Raw genomic sequence first — 17,467 nt, 5'->3', positions numbered from 1 at the left:
GTGCAGCAGTGCACCGAAAAGGGGCGCAAACCGGGCAATAATTCGGTAAATCATTGGCAGCAAGTTGTATAAATACCGGCAGCAGCTACTTTTAGCCTGTTGCCGGCTTTGCGTGCCTTCGCACCGCGCGGGCCGCCGTATTTGCGCCTGCGGGCGCCCGCTCAGTCATTCCACCTTTACCTTCTCCTTATGCCCACATTTACGCATGTATTCGCCCGTTTGCTGGGCTTGGTACTATTGACGGGACTGGCCGCTGGTTCTGCGGCAGCGCAGCAGGTGGGCAACAGTACCCGCCCCCGGCAGTGGACCCCCACGGATACGAACCCGCGCTACCAGCTGCTGAAAGAGCAGCAAGCCAGCCGCCAACAACAGGCGCTCCGGCCAGGCCCGCACATCAACGTGCCCGGCACCCGCTCGGCGCTGACGCCCGCAGCCCGGCCGGCCTGCTTCGAGCCCTTCGACAGCACCGGCGCCAACGGCTGGCAGCAACTCGTGCGCAACGACGACGAGTCGTTTGGCCCTGTTGACCTGAACTGGAATTTCTCCCTGTTCGGCAGCACCTACAACCAAGTGTACATCAACAACAACGGCAACATCACCTTCGACAACGCGCTGAGCGCCTTCACGGCGGCGGGCTTTCCCATCTCTACGCCCATGATTGCGGCTTTCTGGGCCGACGTGGACACGCGCAACCCGGGCAGCGGCACGGTTTGGTACAAGGTGTTTCCTGACCGGCTGGTGGTGACCTGGAACCGGGTGGGCTACTTTAACACCAAAGCGGACAAAAAGAACACCTTTCAGCTCGTCATCAAGGCCAACACCGCTGCGGGCTTCACCGGCGACGACGTGCTGATTTCCTACGACGACATGCAGTGGACCACCGGCGACTTTTCCTCCGGCATCGACGGCTTCGGCGGCACGCCAGCTACCGTCGGGGCCAACCGCGGCAACAACGTTGACTACATCCAGACGGGCCGCTTCAACCTGCGCGGCAACGTGGCTCCTAACCAAACGTTTGCCGGCAACCCGGGCGGCGTCGATTGGCTCGACGGGTTGTGCCTGGGTTACCAGGTGCGCGCGGTCAGCAGCGCAAACATTCCGCCCGCCGTAGCGGGCCTGCCGCCCGGCAACACCATCACGCTGAACCAGGGCGAAACGCGCACGGCCACCCTGCAGTTTTCCGGGCCCGAAGTAAATCAGACCGTGTCCGTCACCTCGAACCTGAACGGGCTGTGCTCGGCGGCGGCACCGGTTACCGGCAACGGCGGCACCAACCCCACGGCTACGTTTACCGTGACCGGCAGTTCCTGCAACGTGGGCACCACCAACGTGACCTTTACCGCTACGGACGACGGGGTGCCCGCTCCGGCGCAGAACACCTTCACGATTCGCGTAGTTGTAAACCCACCCGCCGCCCCGAATGGGCAGTGGACCGGGGCCGTCAGCACTACCTACACCGATCCGGCCAACTGGAGCAACAACGTGGTGCCCACGGCCGCCGATAACGTGACCATACCCGCCACGGCTGTGCGCATGCCTGTGCTCAGCGCCAATGCCGGCGCCAACGGCCTGACCGTGGCCAGCGGCGCGTCTCTCACCCTCAGCAGCGGTGGGGCCCTGCGCCTGAATGGCAACCTGACCAACAACGGCACCGTGAGTGGGGCGGGCACGCTGCTCACCGCGGGCGGCGCCACGCAAAGCTTCGGTGGCAGCGGCAGCCTGAGTCTGGCCAACCTCACGGTAGGCGCCGCCGGCCTGCAGCTCAACAGCCCGATGGCCGTTTCCCGGCTGCTGTCGCTCAACGGCAACCTCGCCTCCAACGGCAACCTGACGCTCCTCTCCAGCGCCGCCGGCACGGCCATGGTGGTCAACAGCGGCGCCGCGGCGGTAACCGGCCCCGCCACCGTGCAGCGCTACCTCGACCCCAGCCTGAACCCGGGCCTGGGCTACCGCCACCTCAGCGCGCCGGTGGTGGCCACCACGCTAGCGGACCTGACCACCGGTAGCTTCCTTCCGGTGGTAAACCCGGTGTACAACACAGCGGCCAACCCCGGCTTGGTGTCGCCCTTCCCGACTATCTTTTCTTATGCCCAAGCGCGGGTAGCCGCCACGGGCAACGGCAGCATTGCCGATTTTGACACCGGCTGGGCTTCTCCTGCCAGCCTCGGCGAAACCATGGCGCCGGGCCGTGGCTACACCGTGAACCTGGCCGCCGGGCAGGCAGTGGATTTTGTGGGCACGCTCGGCAACGGCGCCGTGTCGCTAACCGGGCTGGACCGCCAGGCGGCTGCGCAGGCCGGCTGGCACCTGCTGGGCAACCCCTACCCTTCCCCCATCGACTGGAACCAGGCTTTTCTGAACGCCACGGGCCTCGACAACGCGGTGCACGTGTACAAGTCGACGGGCCGGTACACGGGCTCCTATGCCAGCTACGTGAACGGGGTGGGCACCAACGGCGGCACCAACCTGATTCCCCTCGGCCAAGCCTTCTTCGTACGCACCTCCGCCCCGGGCACTGCGGGCAGCCTGAACCTCAACAACGCCGTGCGCCCGACTGCCTACACCGATGCGGCCCTGCAGCGCACGGCTTCCGAAACCCGGACGCTGCTGCAACTCAGCCTCAGCGGCTTGGGCGCAACCGATCAGGTGGCGGTGTACTTCCAGAACGGCGCTACCCTGGGCTTCGACCAGGCTTTTGATGCCCCCAAGCTGACGGGTGGCCACAACGTGTTGCTGGGCCTGGACCACGCGGGCAGTCTGCTGGCCATCAATGGCCTGCCGCTGCTCCACAACCAGGGCGTGACCGTGCCGCTGCTGGTGCGCGTGGCCCGCGCCGGCACGTACTCCCTGCGCGCCGATGAGCTGCTGAACCTGCCTGCCGGCACCGTGGTGCAGCTGCGCGATGCGCTGACGGGTACGCTGACCCCGCTGACCCCGCAAACCACCTACTCCTTCACCGCCGATGCCACGCTGGATGGCCCGCGCTTCTCGCTCATCTTCAACCCAGCCCGGGCGCTGGCTACCAACACGGCGCAGCTAAGCGCGCAGGTAGCGGTGTTTCCGAATCCGGCGCGCGAGCAGCTTTGGCTCAGCGTCCCGGCTGATCAGAAAGCGGCCGAGGTAATGCTGCTCAATGCGCTGGGGCAACAGGTGCTCCACCGGGTGCTGCCCGCCAACCGCAGCAGTGCCGCGCAAGTTCTGCCCCTGGGCCATTTGGCGCACGGCGTGTACACCCTCCGCGTAGCTCTGGCCGAGGGTGTGGTCACCAAACGCGTGGTGCTGGAGTAGCGTTTTCCCGTCAGCATCCTCATGAAAAAGGCCCCGCATCGTGCGGGGCCTTTTTCATGAGTTACTGCATTGGCTCGACCTGCTGTGGCGCCGGTACCGCAGCGGTTGCCGTAAGGCGCACCACCAACTCGGCCGTGGCATCGGACAACTCCGTCCAGTCGGGCAATACGAAGTACTGCTGCTGAAACCCGTCGCGCACGGTGGGCGCCGCCAGCGCGGCGCTGACCTCCAACGGCTGGCGCGGGGCGTCCGCCGTGAGGCAGTGGTGCAGTTCGGCGGCCGACGACAGCAGGCCCGCCCCGTACACGCGCAGCCCTTCGGGCTCCTGGGTAAGGCCAAACTCGGCGGTGTGCCAGAACAGGCGCACCAGTTGCTCCACGGCGTGGTCGTCGGTGAGGTGGTGGCGGGCTATCTGGCCGAAGTGCGCGAGCCACGCGGCCCATTCGGGGTCGGTGAGCAGGGGCAAATGCCCAAACGCGTCGTGGAACAGGTCGGGGCCGGCCAGGTAATCGAAGTAGCGCATGGAACGCACCCAGCGGGTCACCGGAAAACGCCGCTCGGCCAGCAGGGCCAGAAACGCGCGGTCGTCCACGCGGCCGGGGGCGGGCACCACCTCCCAGCCCGTAAGCCGGCGCAGGCGCTGGCTCAGGGTGTCGAGGTCGGGGGCCGCGTCGCGGGTCAGGCCGAGGCGCTGCAGCCCGGCCACGAAGGGCGCCGCCGCCCGGCGGTGCAGCAGGGCCGTTTGACGGTCGAAGAGAACTTTCCACACCAGGTGGTCTTCGGCGGTGAAGTGCGGGGCTTTCATGACTGGCTAGGTAGGCAGAAAAAAAGCCCGGCCTCCGTGGTGCGGAGCCGGGCTTGGTTGTTTTCAGATCAGGAAGGTCAGCTGCGGGGGCTTCATTTCCAGACGTTATGCAACGGCACGGCTCCGGTCCCTTTGAGGGGCTGGACGTACAGCGTAAAGTTGCAATTAATGGTCTGGTTCAGCATGACAATTACAAAGGTAGCAGATTTCGTGAGCGGTGCAAGTCTGCCTGGGTTCGAGCCTATAAATTTTCAATTCCGGCTCGGCGCTTAGCGCCGAAACGAATACTCGCTGCGCCACACGAAGGCCGTGTCGCCGGCGAAGCGCACCTGCTTGCGCAGCCGACAAAAGCGGCTGCCAATCTGCACGGTCCGTCGAATCAGGGCCGGGCGGTTGTCATCCGGGCCCTCTCCTTCCAGCACCAGGTACAAGGTCCCATCGGGCAAGGTCTGGCGGCGGCGCAGCTGCAGCAGCAGGCCTTCCCACTCGATGGCGGTGCCGCCGGGCGGGAAGCGCAGGCGGTCAAAGCCTTTAACGAGGCCACCTTCGGGTTCCTGGTACTGATAATCCAGCACCAGTTCCTGGGCGCCGGCCCGCATGCCGTTGAGCCGGGCCTGGAGCGTAACGGTACGCTCACTTTGGTAGTCGCGGTAGCGCAGCGTACCGAGCCAGTCGTAGCTCAGCAGGGGTTTGAAGTCGGCGAGGCTGAGCACGGATGCCTCGCCGGCTCGTGAAGCGGGCGGCATCGTAGCGGCGGCCAGCCCAAAGCAGATAAGCAGGGCGAGGAGTAGCTTGTTCATTGCCGGAGCTCGGTTAGCGGACTTCCAAAGCACCGTACCGCATGCCCAGATCGGGGCTGCCGCTCACGCGCAGCCGCAGGCGCGCCGCAGTGGCCGCGGGGTTGCGCAGCACGGCTGCGGCACCAGGGCTGAAAAGCAACACGCTGCGCTGGCCCGGCCGCAGCACACCTTTGCCCCGCTGAACCCCATTGGCTAGCCGCTCCTGCACTTCCACGGCCACCGGCCCGACGTTGCGCGCCTGCACCCGGAAGGCCCCGGGCTGCTGGCCGCCGAGTACAAACTGCTTGCCGGGCTCGAGCAGCAGATCGGAGTGCAGGTTGCCGGCCCAGCCGGCCGGGGCCCCAAGCAGCAACAGCGCAGCTAGCACGGCCGCGGCCACGGTGCGCGCCGGCCCGGCAGCCACCAATGGCGCGGGCGCGGCTGCCCGCCTTGGGCGCGTCAGCAGGTAATCGAGCGAATAGCGGCCCGGCCCAACGGCCGTCATCACCACAAAGGCCCAGAACAGCAGCTGCTGGAAGTACATGCCGGTGATGGGCGACGGGTCTTCGTACCAGAGGAAGGCGACGACGAAAAACTGAAACGCCAGCTGCAGGCCGCTCCAGCGCGTGAACAGGCCCAAGGCAATCAGCAGGCCGCCCGCAAACTCGCCCCACACGGCCGCGCCGGCCCAGAAGTAGGGCGAGGGAAACGTAAAGCCGAGGCCGGCCACCTGCTGCACAAACCAGTCGGGCGGCCCCGGCACCTGGGCGCTGGCCACCGCGGCGAGGTTGGTCAGCTTGGGCAGGCCGGCCCCGTCGGCAATGGAGAGGCCGAGGTGCAGGCGGAAGAGCAGCCACGCCGCGTCGATGGCGCGGTTTTGCAGTGGGGCGGCGGAAAACAATAGCTTTTTCATGGGGCAGTGTTGTGGGTTGGTTGAACGGCCCAAAACTGCCCTACTGACGCCTCCAAAGCGCTTCAACTTATGATTCGGGACGTCGCAGCTTACGATTTGATCCGGGCCGCTGCCTCGCTGGGCGTCTCGCCCCTCAGCTTCTTGAAGACCCGGTTGAAGGTGGACTTGGAGTTGAAGCCCGACTCCAACGCTATGGCTACCAGGCTGTAGTGCCGGAAGCGCGGGTCGGCCAGCAGGCGTTCGGCTTCGCCCACGCGGTAGCCGTTGACGAAATCATTGAAGTTCTGGCCAAAGCCCGCGTTGATGACCCGGGAGAGCAGGGAGGTGTTGGTGCGCAGCGCCGCGGCCAGCTCGCCCAGGGTCAGTTCGGGCCGCAGATAGGGCTGCTCCGCCGTCATGTAGGTCCGCAGCCGCTCGGTCCAGCGTTCCAGCTCGGCATCGGCAGGGGCCGGAGGGGCATCCGCTGCTTCCGACAATTCGATGGCAACTGCAGGGGCTGCGGCCCCGGCACCGGGCGCGTAGCCCGCTACCGCCGAGGCGACCGGCACCGGGGCTTCCGCGGCGACTGGCTCGGCCGGTCCGGCTGGCGGCGCGGCGGGCTCGAAGTGCAGCGGCGCGGTGAGGCGGTGGTTGGCCAGCAGCCCGGCAATGCTCAGGTAATAAATGAGCAGGCCCGTGAAAAAGTAATCGTACCAAGACTGGTAGTAATCGAGGGGGCGCACCAGCAAATCGACCAGCTCGAAGGCTAAGGTGACGAGCAGACCGGCAGGTATGGCCAGCAGCACGTGGCGCAACCAGCCGAAACGGATGCGCTCGGTGTCGGAAAAGTGGTCGTTGATGTAGCGGCGGTAGGCGCGGTAGTCGCGCAGCGTGACGAAGGCGTAGGCCACGGCCAGCAGGTAGCCCAGGTCTTCGGGCAGGTAGTTGAGCGGCGAACCTTCCAGCCGGGTGGCCCAGTTGCCCTTGGTGCCAAAGTGCCCGGGCAGGGGCTGTCCCAGCGTAAGATGCTCCCAGCCGATGTCGTGCGCCCACAGCAGCAGGCGCCAGCCCAGGTACAGGAGGGCCGGCGCAAAGTGCCACCCGTCCCGGGGCCGCAGGCGAAACTCCCAGTTCGTGAGGCTGCGGAAGTAGAAGTACAGCGCCGGCCCCACCAACAGCCAGTGGCTGAAGGGGAAGTAGAACATGAAGGTGCTGTAGGCGTTGTGCGCGTCGTACCAGCCGGCGAAGCCCAGCATCCACTGCGCCAGCCGGGCCGTGTTCAGCAACAGCAGCAGCGCCAGCCACCCGTCGGCGGGGGAGCTTTGCTGGCGGCGGCGCAGCAGCAGCACCGCGCTGACGACCACGCCCTGCACGAAGAAGGGCAACAACAGCCCGCTATAGGCGCTGAACGTGAAAGGCATGGTGCGAAGGACGGTGCTGCGCAGCCGCGGTGCAACTACGAACGGCCCCAAATACCGACGCACCGCCTGCCGGGGCCGGCAGGCGGTGCGTCGGGTTGCCTCTGGTTAGGGCCGGGCCTTACACCAGTTCCAGTTCGGCCAGTTCCTGGCGCAGGGCGTAGGTGCGGCGCAGCGCCTCCACCAGCCGGGCCGATTCGGCGAAGTCCAAAGTCTGCTGGCCATCGGAGGCGGCGCGTTCGGGCACGGGGGCCGTTTCGTAGAGGATGCCGTCGGCGCCGGCCATTACGCCGGCCAGTGCCAGCGGGGCCACATGGTCGCGGATGCCGATGCCGTGCGAGGGGTCGACGAACACCGGCAGGTGGGTCTTCTCCTTCAGAATGGGCACCGCGTTCAGATCCAGGGTATTGCGCGAGGCTGTTTCGAAGGTGCGGATGCCCCGCTCGCAGAGGATGATGTGCTCGTTGCCGCCCGAAAAAATGTACTCGGCCGAGTGCAGCAGCTCCTCGATGGTGCCCGACACGCCGCGCTTGAGCAGCACCGGCTTGTCGACCTGACCCAGCGCGTCGAGCAGGTTGAAGTTCTGGGTGTTGCGCGCGCCCACCTGGAACACGTCCACGAAGTCGTACATCTCCTCCACCTGCGACACCTGCATCACCTCCGTCACGATGCGCAGGCCGTGGGCCCGCGCCAGCCGGTAAAAGTCGCGCAGCCCGTTCAGGCCCAGGCCGCGGAAGGAGTACGGCGACGAGCGGGGCTTGAACACGCCGCCGCGCATCAGGCGCACCCCATTCTGCACCAGGTGCTGCATCACAGCTTCCATCTGCGCCTCGTTTTCGATGCTGCAGGGCCCGGCCACGATGCTCATCGTGCCCTCGCCCAGCCGGATTCCGTCGCCGAGGTCGAGCACGGTGGGGTGCACGCGCCACTTGCGCGACACCAGCTTGTAGTCGTCGGACACGCGGTGCACGTCGCGCACGCCGGGCAGCGCGCCGATGCGGCGGATGTCCACGTCTTGGGGGCCGAGGGCCACGAGGTAGGCGGCACGCTGGGTGCGCACGGGCGTGACTTTAAAGCGCAGCTCGCGCAGCTGGGCCACGAGGGCGTCTTGCCCGGCGGGCGACAAATGAGGTTCGAGGTGAATAATCATGGCGGAAGTCGGAATTGGGAAGAAAAAAGGCGCCGGGCACTACGGGCGGATGCCGCGCACAAATTGCCGGGCGGCTTCGTGCGGGTCGGCAGCGCCATCGAGGGCGCGCAGCAGCGCCGAGCCGATGATGGCCCCGTTGGCGTGCTGGCAGGCCTGCTCAAACGAAGCCCGGTCGGCAATACCGAAGCCGACGAGACGCGGGTTGCGCAGGTTCAACGCTTCGATGCGCTGTAGGTACGCCTGTTGCGCACCTTGGTCGGCCGTCTGGTTGCCGCCGGTCAGGCCCGGGCCGGACACCAGGTACAGGAAAGCATCGGTGAGCTCATCGAGGCGGCGAATGCGCGCTTCCGAGGTGTAGGGCGTGATGAGAAACACCGGGCGCAGGTTGTAGCGGCGGAAGGTTTCCTGGTAGAACTCGGCGTACTCCTCGGCCGGCAGGTCGGGCAGAATCACGCCGTCGATGCCGGCCGCGGCGGCCTGCTGGCAGAACTCCTCCATGCCCAGCTGCAGCACCGGGTTGAGGTAGCCCATGAGCAGCAGCGGCGTATCGGGCAGCACGGCGCGCACGCCCTGCAACTCCTGCAGCAAGTGGCGCAGCGTCATGCCGTTGCGCAGGGCCACGGTGCTCGTTTGCTGAATCACCGGGCCGTCGGCCAGCGGGTCGGAGAAAGGCACCCCGATTTCGAGGATGTCGGCGCCGGCGGCGGCCAGCGTCTGCAGCAGCGGCACGGTGTCGTGGCGGCCAGGGTAACCGGCGGTGATGTAGAGATTGAGCAGGCCCTGGGGCTTGCGCGCCAGCAGGTCGGCGAAGCGGTTGGGCTGCCCGGCCGGAGCCGTCAGCGGCTGCCCAGCGGCAGAAAAAGTAGCCATATCGTATGTATCAGCCCGCATCAAGCCAGGTGCAGCTCGCGCAGGTAGGTTTCCAGGTCTTTGTCGCCGCGGCCGGAGAGGTTCAGCACCACCACGTCCTCGGGCTTGAGGTCGAGCTGATCGAGGGCAGCAAAGGCATGGGCCGTTTCCAGGGCCGGAATGATGCCTTCCAGGCGGCTGCACTCCTGAGCAGCCTGCAGGGCTTCGGCATCGGTGATGCTGATAAACCGGGCCCGGCCCGAATCGGCCAGGAAGGCGTGTAGCGGGCCGATGCCGGGGTAATCGAGGCCGGCTGAAATGGAGTGGGGCTCCGTAATCTGGCCGTGCTCGTCCTGCATCAGCAGGGTGCGGCTGCCGTGGATGATGCCCGGCCGGCCCAGCACCGAAGTGGCGGCCGATTTGTCGGTTTCTACCCCGTGGCCGGCGGCTTCCACGGCCACCAGCTGCACGGCGGGCTCGTCGAGGAAGTGGTAGAAAGCCCCGGCGGCGTTGGAGCCGCCGCCCACGCAGGCCACCACGTAGTCGGGCAGCTCGCGGCCGGTGTGCTCACGCAGCTGCCGGCGGATTTCCTCGCTGATGACGGCCTGCAGCCGCGCTACCAGGTCGGGGTACGGGTGCGGGCCCACTACCGAGCCGATGATGTAGTGCGTGTCGGTGGGGTTCGAAATCCAGTCGCGGATGGCTTCGTTGGTGGCGTCCTTCAGGGTCTGCGAGCCGCTGACGGCCGGCCGCACCTCGGCCCCGAGCATGCGCATGCGGGCCACGTTGGGCTTCTGGCGCTCCATGTCCACGGCGCCCATGTACACCACGCATTCCAGCCCGCGCAGGGCGCACACGGTGGCCGTGGCCACGCCGTGCTGCCCGGCCCCGGTTTCGGCGATGATGCGCTTCTTGCCCAGCCGCTCAGCCAGCAAGATCTGCCCCACGGTGTTGTTCACCTTGTGGGCGCCGGTGTGGCAGAGGTCCTCGCGCTTCAGGTAGATGGTGGCCCCGTAGCGCTGCGAGAGGCGGTCGGCCCGGAACAGGGGCGTGGGCCGGCCCACGTAGTCGCGCAGCAGGCGCTGGTACTCCTGCTGAAACGCCGGGTCGGCGAGAATGGTCAGGTATTGCTCCCGCAGCTCCTCCACGTTGGGGTAGAGCATTTCGGGGATGAAGGCGCCGCCGAATTGGCCGTAGTAGCCGCGGGCGGAAGGTTGGTATTGGCTCATGGGATGGTGCTGGTGGTGGGGCTCATGCGCGAGGCGCCGGACGAAGCAGCTACGCGCGCAATTCGGTGATAAATGACTGGATCCGGCCTGCGTCCTTCAGGCCCGGCGCCTGCTCCACGCGGCTGTTCACGTCGAAGCCGGCCAACCCGGGCAGGTGCAGCCCGCGCAGGACCGCGGCGTTGTCGGGCCCCAGGCCACCGGCCAGCAGGTAAGGCGTCGGCAGGTCGTAGCCGCGCAGCAGCTCCCAGTCGAACGCGGTGCCGTTGCCGCCCGCCGCCGGCCCGGCCGTGTCGAACACGAAGTAGGCGCAGTGCGGGGCGTAGGCGTCGAGGCGGCGCACATCGAGCTGCTCTCCCACCCCGATGGCCTTGAGCACGGGCAGGCCCGCGGCGGCCAGCTCGGCGCACTCGGCGGGTGTTTCGCGGCCGTGCAGCTGCACGGCCGTCAGCCCGAAATGCAGCGCCGTACGCCGAATCACGGCCGGCTTTTCGTCCACGAACACGCCCACCTTGGCCACCGGCAAGGCCCGCAGCTGTTCCGCGTCCAGCGCGTGGAGGGCGTAGCGCGGCGACTTCGGGGCGAAGATGAACCCGAGCATATCCACAGGCAAAGCGGCCACGGCGGCCACGTTATCGGAGTATTTCAAACCGCACACCTTCAGCAGCGGCCGGTCGGCACGAGGCGTAGGCAGGGGCGGCACGCGCAACGAAGCGGGTAAGAGCATGAGAAGAAAAGCCTATCGTGCGCCGGATAGTTCGCGCAGCTGCTGCACCAGGGTGGCGCAGGCGCGCTCCGGGCGGCTGTGGCGCATGAACGTTTCGCCGATCAGAAAGCCGTCGTAGCCGGCGCGCCGCAGCACCTGCAGGTCCTGGGCGGTGCGCAGGCCGCTTTCGGCTACCCGGCCCAGCGCGGCGGGCAGCTGCTCCACCAGGCGCAGGCTGCGGTCGAGGCTCACGCTGAAGTCGCGCAGGTCGCGGTTGTTCACGCCCACCAGATCCACCGCGTCCAGGGCCACGTCGAGGGTGCGGTTCAGCTCGTCCTCGTCGTGCACTTCCAGCAGCACTTCCAGGCCCAGGGCCCGGGCTTGCTGGCCCAGGTGACGCACTTCCGTCGGTTCCAGCACGCTGGCAATCAGCAGCACGGCGTCGGCCCCGATGCTGCGGGCTTCGAGCAGCTGGTATTCATCTACTACGAAGTCCTTGCGCAGTATCGGGCAGAGGTTGAAGCGCCGAGCCGTGGTCAGGTCCTCGTTGCGCCCCCCGAAAAACTCGGTATCGGTGAGCACCGACAGGGCCGAGGCCCCGGCCTGCATGTAGCCGAGCGTGGTGCGCTCCACCGGCGCAAACTCGTTGATCCAGCCCTTGGAGGGCGAGCGGCGCTTGAACTCGGCAATGATGCCGCTCAGCTCGGGCCGGCGCAGGTAGCCGCGTAGCGAAAGCGTGGGCGCGTTGAGGTACTGGCTACGCTCGAGCAGCTTTTCCGGCACCAGGGCACGGCGCTCGGCCACTTCTTGGCGCTTGTGGGCCACGATGCGGGCCAGTACGTCGGGGGTGTTCAGGGTCGTATTCATATGCCTTACCTCCCGTCCTTTTTCAATCTGGCGACTACGGAGGTGTTGGGGTTGGTGTGCGTGGGAAATAGCGGGCGGCCAGCTGGGCCGTCGGCAGGCTTACGTGTTCAGCAGCGTGGTAAAGGCGCGCCGGGCGCGGCCCGAGTCGAGCGAGTCGTAGGCGGCTTCCAGGGCGTCGGACAGGGTGCTGGCGGGGTTGACGCAGCAGATGCCCAGGGCAGCGTTGGCGGCCACCACGTCGCACTGGGCGCGGGTGCCCTTGCCGTCGAGCACGTCGCGAAAGATGCGCGCCGAGCCCTCCACCGAGCGGCCCCCGGCCAGCTCCGCCGCGTGGCACACGGGCAGGCCCAGGGCCGAGGCCGTGAGCAGCCGCTCCCCGCCTTCGGAGGTGGCAATCTTAGCCTCGCCGGTCAGGCTCAGCTCGTCGTAGCCGTCGAGGGCGTGCACCACCGCGTAGCGCGTGCCCGTTTCCTGCAGCAAATACTGGTACAGGCGCAGCAGCTCCAGGCTGTACACGCCCAGCAGCTGGGCCGTGGGCCGGGCCGGGTTGATCAGCGGCCCGAGCATGTTGAAGAAGGTGCGCACGCCCAGCGCCCGGCGCACCGGGGCTACGTGGCGCATGGCCGGGTGAAAGGCGGGCGCGTGCAGAAAGCAGATGCTGGCCGCGTCGAGCTGGCGGCGCAGCCGGTCGATGGGCGCGTCGAAATCGTAGCCGAAGTAAGCCAGAATGTTGGACGCCCCCACCGACGAGGAAACGCCGAAGTTGCCGTGCTTGGCCACTTTGTAGCCCGCGCCGGCCACCACGAAGCTGGCCAGCGTGCTGATGTTGAGCGTTTCCTTGCCGTCGCCGCCGGTGCCCACGATGTCGAGCACCTCGTGGGTCCCCAGCTCCGGGTCGCGGCACAGCTCGAGCAGCGCGTCGCGGAAGCCGGCCAGCTCGGGCACGGTGATGGGGCGCATGCGGTAGACCGTCAGCAAAGCGGCGGCTTCCGCGTCGGTCACTTCGCCCTGGCCCCAGCGCAACATCAGCGCGTGGGCCTCGCCCCGACTGAGGGTGTGGTGTTCGAACAGGGCAGTGAGCAGGTCTTTCATTACAACGGTGTGTTTGTGAGGAAGCGAACGAGGGCGTGTTGCGGGAGGCGAATACCGGTAGGTGCAGGTACCGTATTTTCTAGGCTTTACTCGGCACCGATTCAGCCCTCCAGCCAGTTTTTGATCAGCTGGTGCCCGTGTTCCGTCAGCACCGACTCGGGGTGAAACTGCACGCCCCGCACGTCGTAGGTGCGGTGGCGCAGCGCCATGATTTCGCCTTCGTTGTCGTAGGCCGTGGCTTCCAGGCAGGCGGGCAAGGAATCGGGGCGCACGGCCCAGGAGTGGTAGCGGCCCACCTGAAAGCGCGCGGGCAGGCCGCGGAACAACCGGTCGTCAGCACTAGTCACCTGCGCTTCACTGGCCACGCCGTGGTGCACGTCGGTGAGGTTTACAAGCGCCGCACCGAAGCTTTCGGCAATGCCCTGGTGGCCCAGGCACACGCCCAGCATGCGCTTGGTGGGGGCGTAGCGCCGGATCAGCTCGGGCATGTGCCCCGCCTCGGACGGTACGCCGGGGCCGGGCGAGAGGAGCACCGCATCGAAGGCGTCGACCTCCTCCAGGCTGATCTGATCGTTGCGGCGCACGGTCAGCTGCTCGCCGTGGCCCAGCTCGCGCAGCACCTGCACGAGGTTGTAGGTGAAGGAATCGTAGTTGTCGAAGACGAGAATGTTCATCGAAATGCCGGGTTAGAACGAGTGGGTACTCCGCTGAAAGTCAGGCGGAAAGCTGCGACGGACGCCTCAGAAAGCCGCTGTGGAAAGCGGGGCGCGGGCCCCGATTTCGGTGGCCACTACCTCTTCCCCGGCATGGGCGGCCTGGCGCATGGCCTGCCGCAGGGCGCCGAGCTTGTGGTGCACCTCGTTCAGCTCCGACTCGATGTCGGACTTGGCCACCACGCCCGCGCCGGCCTGGTAGTAGAGCGTGTTGCCGGTGCTCACGAAGGAGCGAATGAAAATGGCGTGGTTGAAGTCGCCGTTCAGGCCGAGGTGGCCCAGGCAGCCGCCGTACGCACCGCGGGCCGAGGGCTCCAGCTCGTCGATGAGCTGCATGGCCCGCACCTTGGGTGCGCCCGAGAGCGTACCAGCCGGGAACGTATCGGCGGCCACCTGCAAAGAGTCGGTGCCTTCGGCCAGAGTGGCAGCCACGTGGCTGACGAGGTGAATCACGTGCGAGTAGTATTGTACCTCGCGGAAGCGGCGTACCTCCACTTTGCGGCCGTGGCGCGCCAGGTCGTTGCGGGCCAGGTCCACCAGCATCACGTGCTCGGCGTTTTCCTTGGGGTCCTGCACCAGCTTCTCGGCCAGGGCGGCGTCCTCGGCATCGTGGCCGGTGCGGCGGAAGGTGCCGGCAATGGGGAAGATGCTGGCTTCGCCCTTCTCCACGCGCAGCTGCGGCTCGGGCGAGGAGCCCAGCAGGCGGTAGCTGCCGTAGTCGAAGTAAAAGAGGTAGGGCGAGGGGTTGATGGCCCGCAGGGCGCGGTACACCTGAAACTCGTCGCCGCGGAAGCGCTGCTGAAAGCGCCGCGACACTACCAGCTGAAACACGTCGCCGCGCAGGCAGTGCTGCTGCCCCCGGCTGAGGATGGAGCGAAACTCGTCGTCGGTTTGGTTGGTCTGCTCCGCCCCTTCCAGCGAAAAGCTGAAGGTGGGCCGCACGGGGCTGCGCACCACGCTCAGCAGGCGCTGCAGGGCAGCTTCGTCGGGCTCCTGCCCGGCGGGCGTGTGCTCGAAGATGTGCAGCTCCTGCCGGTAATGATTCAGGGCCAGCACGTAGCGGTACAGCCCGTAGCGCGCATCGGGCAGCTGATAGGGCGCGGGCTTGTCGGTGCGGAAGGTCACGTCTTCGCAGTACGGCGCGGCCCCGTAACCCATGAAGCCAAACAACCCGCCGGTGATAAACGGCTGCTCGCAGTCGGGTGCCTCGAAACGGCCGGCAAACGCGCGCAGCCGCGGCAGGGCCTCGTGGCGCGGGTCGGCCAGCGTGGTGCGTTGCTCGGGGGCGCCGGGCAGGCGCTCCAGCAGCTCGGCGCCGCGCAACTCAAATCGGGCCAGCTCGTCGAGGGCCAGGTAGGAAAAGGCGTTTTGCTGGGCGTGGTAGTCGGAGCTTTCCAGCAGCAGGCAGCCAGGGTACTGGTCGCGCAGGCGCAGGTACAGCCCCACGGGCGTAACGGTGTCGGCGGGCAGGCGCAGGTGGCGGGTACGGAGCGGAATGGCGGCGGGCATGGCAACAGGGGATAAAAAAGGATCGGATACCTGGGCCGGTAAAAGCAACAAGCCCGGCTGGCGGGCCGGGCTTGCACTGCTAGGTATCTGAGGGTAGCAGGGTCAACTGCTCGAACAACTCAACAAACGCAGGCTATCGGTCCCGACCGTGAACACGGCTGGGCCACCACCAAAGCTGCTGAGAAGTCGTCGCGTAAGTCATGGTGAGTGAATGGTTGACGCTGCAAAAGTACAGCTGCTGTGCCGCAAGCGCCAAGCACAAATCAAATCATTTCAAACAATGAGCGAATATTTTAACAATTATTAAAAATACAGGCCAAAACGCGACGAAACTCTAAAACAGCTTCGATGTAGAGGTCCGGTATTGCGGAATTGCTAATCCTAGTAACCCTATTCTTTCACGAATTGTTGGGTGACGGTCTGCTTTTCGCCCTTCAGCCGCACGAAATAGCTTCCCCGGGGCAGCTCGGCCACGCGCACAGCCGCGTCGCCCGTGCGCAGCGTGCGCCGCCGCAGCACCCGCCCCGCCGAATCCACAATTTCGAGGCGGGCCGAGCGCCAGCCGGCGGGCAGCGGCACGTGCAGCACCTCGCTGGCCGGGTTCGGGTACAGCGCCAAGACCGGTAGCTGCCCCGGGCCGCGCGTGTCGGTCACGCCGGCGGGGCGAAACAGCCACTGGTAAGCGGCCGGGAACTCGCGGCGCCAGAACCACTCGGCGTGCTGCCCGTCGGCGCGGGTCTGGTAGCTCAGGTCGGTGGCGGCGTACCCGGCGCGCTGCAGCGAATCGCGCACGGCGCTCATCAGCGGCACCATGGTTTGGCTTTCCTGGGTGCCCGCCACGAAGTAGAAGCGCGTGGGCTGACCGGCCGCGGCGCGGTGCTGGTGGAGGTAATTCTTCAGCTCGGTTTCGGCAAACCAGAACGCGGGCGAGAAGATGGCGGCGCGGCCGAACACGGCGGGGTACTCCAACGCCGCGTACAACGATATAAGCCCGCCCATGGACGAGCCGCCGATACCGGTGTTGAGCCGGTCTGGCAGGGTGCGGTAGTTTTGGTCGATGTAGGGCTTGAGCGTCTGCACCAGGAAATCCACGTACTGGTTGCCCTGCCCGCCGCCGTACTGCGCGTTGGTCCACGGCGAGTACTCGTTGAGGCGTTGCGCCCCGTCGTTGTCGATGGCCACCACCACGCAGCCGGCCGGGTCCAGGCCCTGCTGCTGCAGCTGCGCCAGCGCCTCGTCGACGCCCCACTCGCCCGAGAAGCTGGTGCATTGGTCGAATACGTTCTGGCCGTCGTGCAGGTAAAGCACGGGGTAGCGGCGGGTGCTGGTGGCGTAGTCGGCGGGCAGGTATACCCACACCCGGCGGGTGCGCCCGAGTTGGGGCATTTGAAACGCGGTGCTCATCACCCGCACCTGCGGCTGGAGCGCAGTAGACTGGCACGGCGCAGGCCCGCCGCCGAGGTCTTTCCAGTTCAACACCTGCAAATCCACCGTAACGGGGCTGCCCGTGGCGGTGTAGCGCCGGTTGCTGATGTCCTGGTTTTGCGCGTCGGACTCCACCGAGCTCCACGCGCCGCGGGTAAACTTAAACTCCAAGGCCCCCGTGACCGTGGCGGGCAGCGTCACGGTATAGGTGCCGTCGGGCTGCCGGGTGAGGGCGTGCGCGGCGCTGCCGGGGTTCCAGTTGTTGAAGGAGCCAGCCATGTACAGGGTGGCGCCGGCCGGCGTAGCGGCGGGCACGCTGGTCAGACGGAAGGTGGTCTGAGCACGGGCACTGGCTCCGGCGAGCAGGAGCAAGACAAAAAAAAGACGCATATAATCCAGTTGGGTACAGCGCAAAAGTGCTAGAAACAAGCGAAATTTGCCTACTGGTTGCCCACCGGTGATTGAATGCTCACTCACGTTTCCTGCGCAATTGCCCTTATTACAAGCAATACGGCCCTTCTTGGCCCGGTGTAAAACACGGCACCCGCGTACAGGTGCGCGCCTAGCAGGCTCAGCAACGACTTCGTTCGGAACAAAAATCATGTTCCTGTACTGCCGTGCATCGTTGCGTTTGCGCCTACCAAAACTTTATCTTGCGCAGTTTATTAATGGGTCACTCACTCCAGGCTTTTCCCCAAAAGCTGGAACAATGCCTCTAAACGGCTTTTTTAGGGCCATCCTGCCGCAA

Annotated in this window: 14 protein-coding genes; 1 reads left to right on the top strand and 13 read right to left on the bottom strand. The window is 66.5% G+C overall.

Annotated elements, in window-relative coordinates:
* Positions 1 to 189 precede the first annotated feature (189 nt).
* A complete protein-coding gene (locus tag ACYVKQ_RS08250) occupies positions 190 to 3,288 on the top strand; it encodes a nidogen-like domain-containing protein (RefSeq protein WP_460577496.1) in 3,099 nt (1,032 codons plus the stop codon).
* Between the two features lie 61 nt (positions 3,289 to 3,349).
* Here the strand turns inward: ACYVKQ_RS08250 and ACYVKQ_RS08245 are convergent, their stop codons facing one another.
* The 13 genes from ACYVKQ_RS08245 to ACYVKQ_RS08185 all read right to left on the bottom strand — a co-directional run bounded on the left by ACYVKQ_RS08245 (position 3,350) and on the right by ACYVKQ_RS08185 (position 17,109).
* Positions 3,350 to 4,093 carry a phenylalanine-4-hydroxylase gene (locus ACYVKQ_RS08245; RefSeq protein ID WP_460577494.1) on the bottom strand — a complete coding sequence of 248 codons (744 nt, stop codon included), beginning with the start codon at positions 4,091 to 4,093 and terminating at the stop codon, positions 3,350 to 3,352.
* A 269-nt stretch (positions 4,094 to 4,362) separates the two neighbouring features.
* The gene (locus ACYVKQ_RS08240) at positions 4,363 to 4,893 is read right to left on the bottom strand and encodes a hypothetical protein (protein ID WP_460577492.1); all 531 of its coding nucleotides are present in this window, start codon (positions 4,891 to 4,893) and stop codon (positions 4,363 to 4,365) included.
* 13 nt (positions 4,894 to 4,906) lie between these two features.
* Positions 4,907 to 5,785, bottom strand: a complete 879-nt coding sequence (locus ACYVKQ_RS08235) for a DoxX family protein (RefSeq protein ID WP_460577490.1) — start codon at positions 5,783 to 5,785, stop codon at positions 4,907 to 4,909.
* Between the two features lie 89 nt (positions 5,786 to 5,874).
* Positions 5,875 to 7,185 (bottom strand): helix-turn-helix domain-containing protein, encoded by a 1,311-nt coding sequence (locus ACYVKQ_RS08230; protein WP_460577488.1) that lies wholly within the window; start codon positions 7,183 to 7,185, stop codon positions 5,875 to 5,877.
* 118 nt (positions 7,186 to 7,303) lie between these two features.
* Positions 7,304 to 8,332 (bottom strand): bifunctional 3-deoxy-7-phosphoheptulonate synthase/chorismate mutase, encoded by a 1,029-nt coding sequence (locus tag ACYVKQ_RS08225; protein WP_460577486.1) that lies wholly within the window; start codon positions 8,330 to 8,332, stop codon positions 7,304 to 7,306.
* Between the two features lie 39 nt (positions 8,333 to 8,371).
* Positions 8,372 to 9,202 carry a tryptophan synthase subunit alpha gene (gene trpA / locus ACYVKQ_RS08220; RefSeq protein WP_460577484.1) on the bottom strand — a complete coding sequence of 277 codons (831 nt, stop codon included), beginning with the start codon at positions 9,200 to 9,202 and terminating at the stop codon, positions 8,372 to 8,374.
* 20 nt (positions 9,203 to 9,222) lie between these two features.
* Positions 9,223 to 10,410, bottom strand: a complete 1,188-nt coding sequence (gene trpB / locus ACYVKQ_RS08215) for a tryptophan synthase subunit beta (RefSeq protein ID WP_460577482.1) — start codon at positions 10,408 to 10,410, stop codon at positions 9,223 to 9,225.
* Between the two features lie 49 nt (positions 10,411 to 10,459).
* On the bottom strand, positions 10,460 to 11,134 hold the full coding sequence (locus tag ACYVKQ_RS08210) for a phosphoribosylanthranilate isomerase (RefSeq protein WP_460577480.1): 675 nt from the start codon (positions 11,132 to 11,134) through the stop codon (positions 10,460 to 10,462).
* A gap of 12 nt (positions 11,135 to 11,146) precedes the next feature.
* Positions 11,147 to 11,980: an indole-3-glycerol phosphate synthase TrpC gene (gene trpC, locus ACYVKQ_RS08205; RefSeq protein ID WP_460577478.1), complete on the bottom strand. Its 834-nt coding sequence runs from the start codon at positions 11,978 to 11,980 to the stop codon at positions 11,147 to 11,149.
* A 99-nt stretch (positions 11,981 to 12,079) separates the two neighbouring features.
* Positions 12,080 to 13,072, bottom strand: coding sequence for an anthranilate phosphoribosyltransferase (gene trpD, locus ACYVKQ_RS08200; RefSeq protein WP_460577476.1), 993 nt, complete (start codon positions 13,070 to 13,072; stop codon positions 12,080 to 12,082).
* 101 nt (positions 13,073 to 13,173) lie between these two features.
* A complete protein-coding gene (locus tag ACYVKQ_RS08195; protein WP_460577474.1) occupies positions 13,174 to 13,746 on the bottom strand; it encodes an anthranilate synthase component II in 573 nt (190 codons plus the stop codon).
* A gap of 66 nt (positions 13,747 to 13,812) precedes the next feature.
* Positions 13,813 to 15,294, bottom strand: coding sequence for an anthranilate synthase component I family protein (locus ACYVKQ_RS08190; RefSeq protein ID WP_460577472.1), 1,482 nt, complete (start codon positions 15,292 to 15,294; stop codon positions 13,813 to 13,815).
* A 390-nt stretch (positions 15,295 to 15,684) separates the two neighbouring features.
* The gene (locus tag ACYVKQ_RS08185; protein WP_460577470.1) at positions 15,685 to 17,109 is read right to left on the bottom strand and encodes an alpha/beta hydrolase-fold protein; all 1,425 of its coding nucleotides are present in this window, start codon (positions 17,107 to 17,109) and stop codon (positions 15,685 to 15,687) included.
* Positions 17,110 to 17,467: the final 358 nt, after the last annotated feature.

This window comes from Hymenobacter coalescens (assembly GCF_054783195.1).
The sequence above is the reverse complement of the archived record's forward strand: the minus strand, read 5'-3'. Positions and strand labels throughout refer to the sequence as shown.

Bases quoted from the DNA above. Each gene is read 5' to 3' on its own strand.
- ACYVKQ_RS08250 (WP_460577496.1), top strand. From the start codon at position 190: ATGCCCACATTTACGCATGTATTCGCCCGTTTGCTGGGCTTGGTACTA.
- ACYVKQ_RS08230 (WP_460577488.1), bottom strand. From the start codon at position 7,185: ATGCCTTTCACGTTCAGCGCCTATAGCGGGCTGTTGTTGCCCTTCTTC.
- ACYVKQ_RS08210 (WP_460577480.1), bottom strand. From the start codon at position 11,134: ATGCTCTTACCCGCTTCGTTGCGCGTGCCGCCCCTGCCTACGCCTCGT.
- ACYVKQ_RS08195 (WP_460577474.1), bottom strand. From the start codon at position 13,746: ATGAACATTCTCGTCTTCGACAACTACGATTCCTTCACCTACAACCTC.
- ACYVKQ_RS08225 (WP_460577486.1), bottom strand. From the start codon at position 8,332: ATGATTATTCACCTCGAACCTCATTTGTCGCCCGCCGGGCAAGACGCC.
- ACYVKQ_RS08235 (WP_460577490.1), bottom strand. From the start codon at position 5,785: ATGAAAAAGCTATTGTTTTCCGCCGCCCCACTGCAAAACCGCGCCATC.
- trpD (WP_460577476.1), bottom strand. From the start codon at position 13,072: ATGAAAGACCTGCTCACTGCCCTGTTCGAACACCACACCCTCAGTCGG.
- ACYVKQ_RS08240 (WP_460577492.1), bottom strand. From the start codon at position 4,893: ATGAACAAGCTACTCCTCGCCCTGCTTATCTGCTTTGGGCTGGCCGCC.
- trpC (WP_460577478.1), bottom strand. From the start codon at position 11,980: ATGAATACGACCCTGAACACCCCCGACGTACTGGCCCGCATCGTGGCC.
- ACYVKQ_RS08185 (WP_460577470.1), bottom strand. From the start codon at position 17,109: ATGCGTCTTTTTTTTGTCTTGCTCCTGCTCGCCGGAGCCAGTGCCCGT.
- ACYVKQ_RS08190 (WP_460577472.1), bottom strand. From the start codon at position 15,294: ATGCCCGCCGCCATTCCGCTCCGTACCCGCCACCTGCGCCTGCCCGCC.
- trpA (WP_460577484.1), bottom strand. From the start codon at position 9,202: ATGGCTACTTTTTCTGCCGCTGGGCAGCCGCTGACGGCTCCGGCCGGG.
- ACYVKQ_RS08245 (WP_460577494.1), bottom strand. From the start codon at position 4,093: ATGAAAGCCCCGCACTTCACCGCCGAAGACCACCTGGTGTGGAAAGTT.
- trpB (WP_460577482.1), bottom strand. From the start codon at position 10,410: ATGAGCCAATACCAACCTTCCGCCCGCGGCTACTACGGCCAATTCGGC.